This is a genomic window from Mumia sp. (assembly GCF_028803055.1).
Lineage (GTDB): Bacteria > Actinomycetota > Actinomycetes > Propionibacteriales > Nocardioidaceae > Mumia.
Genome location: NZ_JARBCJ010000002.1, coordinates 1 through 2,681 on the forward strand (window position 1 = coordinate 1; position 2,681 = coordinate 2,681).

The 2,681-nt window shown below is 70.2% G+C and carries 3 protein-coding genes; all 3 read left to right on the plus strand.

Going from position 1 to position 2,681, the window contains the following annotated elements; genetic code table 11:
- On the plus strand, positions 1–892 hold an 892-nt coding region (locus PV363_RS00350), incomplete at its 5' end, for a molybdopterin dinucleotide binding domain-containing protein (protein ID WP_301021449.1).
- On the plus strand, positions 889–2,142 hold the full coding sequence (nuoH, locus tag PV363_RS00355; RefSeq protein WP_220364923.1) for an NADH-quinone oxidoreductase subunit NuoH: 1,254 nt from the start codon (positions 889–891) through the stop codon (positions 2,140–2,142). The genes PV363_RS00350 and nuoH, both read left to right, overlap by 4 nt.
- Positions 2,143–2,147: 5 nt before the next feature.
- Positions 2,148–2,681 (plus strand): NADH-quinone oxidoreductase subunit NuoI (gene nuoI / locus PV363_RS00360; protein WP_301021450.1); only part of this gene is annotated, 534 nt, incomplete at its 3' end.

The window sequence follows — 2,681 nt, forward strand, 5'->3', positions numbered from 1 at the left end:
GGGGGGGGCAGTGCCGGTTGCGCGCGGGGGCGTGCGGTGGGCGGGGGTCGTGGTCGCGCACCTCGCCGACCCGCCGGCCGCCATCGACGCCATCGAGGCAGCCGGCTTCGTCGTCAGCCTCGAGGTGCGTGCCAGTGCGGTGACCGAGCGCGCCGACGTGGTGCTACCCGTCGCCGCCCCCGCCGAGAAGGCTGGGTCGTTCCTCACCTGGGAAGGACGCCCGCGCCGGTTCGGCGCCGTGTTCTCCCCTCCGCACGCGCTCTCCGACACGCGGGTGCTCGCCGGGATCGCCGAGGCCGCGGGACATGACCTCGGCTTCCGTACGGCCGAGGCCGCCGCCGCGGAGCTCGCGGAGCTGGGCGCCTGGGACGGAGCGCGCGCACCGAGGCCGGAGGTGCTGCCGGGCCGCGCACCGCGGACCGGCCCGAGCGAGGTCGTCCTCGACACCTGGCGCCGGTTGATCGACGACGGTCGTGGCCAGGACGGAGACCAGCACTACCAGGCGACGGCACGTCCCTCGGTGGTGTTGCTGTCGGCGGCCACCGCCCGTGCGACCGGCGTGCGTGCCGGTGACGAGATCATCCTCCGTACCGATCGCGGCGCGGTCGCGGTCCCGGTCGACCTCGCCGACATCGCCGACGGGGTCGTCTGGACGCCGGCCAACTCCAACGGACTGTCGCTCCTGGGGATCCTCGGTGCGACGTACGGAGACGTCGTCACGATCGAGCGGTCCACGACCGACTCGCGTGCCGACGCCCTGTCCGGCCCGCCGCACCCGCACCAGACTCCGGCACCGGACGAGGGTGTGGAGCTGGACGCGACGACGGCGCCGGGTGACAGCGCCGCGCCGACCGATACCGACCTCGCCCGACCGGCGGAGGAGCAGCTGTGAGCGATCTCTTCGGCAACGAGCCGTGGTGGGTGGTCATCCTGAAGGCGCTCTGCGTCTTCGTCGTCCTGGTGGTCTTCACCCTCTTCAACATCTGGTTCGAGCGTCGCGTGGTGGCGCGCATGCAGCACCGTGTGGGGCCTAACGTCTGGGGTCCGTTCGGGCTGCTGCAGAGCCTCGCCGACGGCGTCAAGCTCGCGCTCAAGGAAGAGATCTTCCCCAAGCACGCCCACAAGGTCGTCTACTTCGTCGCGCCGGTGATCGCGACGATCCCGGCCTTCCTGGCGTGGGCCGTGATCCCGTTCGGGCCCGAGGTGACGATCCCGTTCACCGACACCCGGACGCCGCTGCAGCTGACCGACATGCCGGTGGCGGTGCTCTACATCCTCGCCGTCACGTCGATCGGCGTGTACGGCATCGTGCTGGGCGGCTGGGCGTCCGGCTCGACGTACGCACTCCTCGGTGGGGTCCGCTCCTCGGCGCAGATGATCTCGTACGAGGTCGCGATGGGTCTCTCGCTCGTCGCCGTGTTCATCTACGCCGGCTCGATGTCCACGTCGGAGATCGTCGCCGCGCAGGCGGCGGACGGGTGGTTCGCACTCCCGCTCCTGCCGTCGTTCATCATCTACATGATCGCGATGGTCGGTGAGACCAACCGCGCTCCGTTCGACCTCCCCGAGGCCGAGGGCGAGCTGGTCGGAGGTTTCCACACCGAGTACTCGTCGCTGAAGTTCGCGCTCTTCTTCCTCGCCGAGTACATCAACATGGTCACCGTCTCCGCGCTCGCGACGACGCTGTTCCTCGGTGGCTGGCGAGCACCGTGGGGCATCTCGCAGATCGACGGCGCCAACGAGGGCTACTGGCCGGTGCTGTGGTTCCTCGGCAAGACGCTGCTCTTCGTCTTCCTGTTCATCTGGCTGCGCGGGTCGCTGCCGCGGATGCGATACGACCAGTTCATGAAGTTCGGGTGGAAGGTCCTCATCCCGGTCTCGCTGGCCTGGATCGTCGTGGTCTGCGTCATGCGTCGCCTGATCACCGACGGCGACCTCGACCCGACGATGATCCTGATCATCGCCGGCGTGGTCGTGGCTGCGCTGCTGGTCGTGCAGTTCATCCCCGAGCGGCGCGCGCCCGAGGTCGCCGAGACCGAGCACGACGCGTTCGCCGGTGGATTCCCCGTACCCCCGATGCCGGGCCGGGAGCCGTCCCCCAGCGGGGCGTCGTCCAGCCGTACGGCTGAGAAGGAGGCCTGATCGCGATGGCGACGCTGAAGGAGCAGCTCTGGGACCCGATCGCCGGCTTCGGCGTGACGTTCCGGACGATGTTCAAGAAGCCGGTCACCGTGCAGTACCCGTTCGAGAAGCGGCCGACCGCGCCGCGCTTCCACGGCCGGCACCAGCTCAACCGGTGGCCGGACGGGCTCGAGAAGTGCATCGGGTGCGAGCTGTGCGCGTGGGCGTGTCCCGCCGACGCGATCCTCGTCGAGGGTGCCTCCAACACCGAGGACGAGCGCTTCTCGCCCGGTGAGCGCTACGGCCGCGTCTACCAGATCAACTATCTGCGCTGCATCCTCTGCGGGCTGTGCATCGAGGCGTGCCCGACGCGCGCCCTGACGATGACCAACGAGTACGAGCTGGCCGACACGAGCCGCGAGGCGCTGATCTACGAGAAGTCCGACCTCCTGGCCCCGCTTCTCCCGGGGATGGAGGCGCCGCCGCACGCGATGCGTCTGGGCGACACCGAGCGCGACTACTACCGCGGCGACGCGGCAGCGCGGGCGGCCGCCGACGGC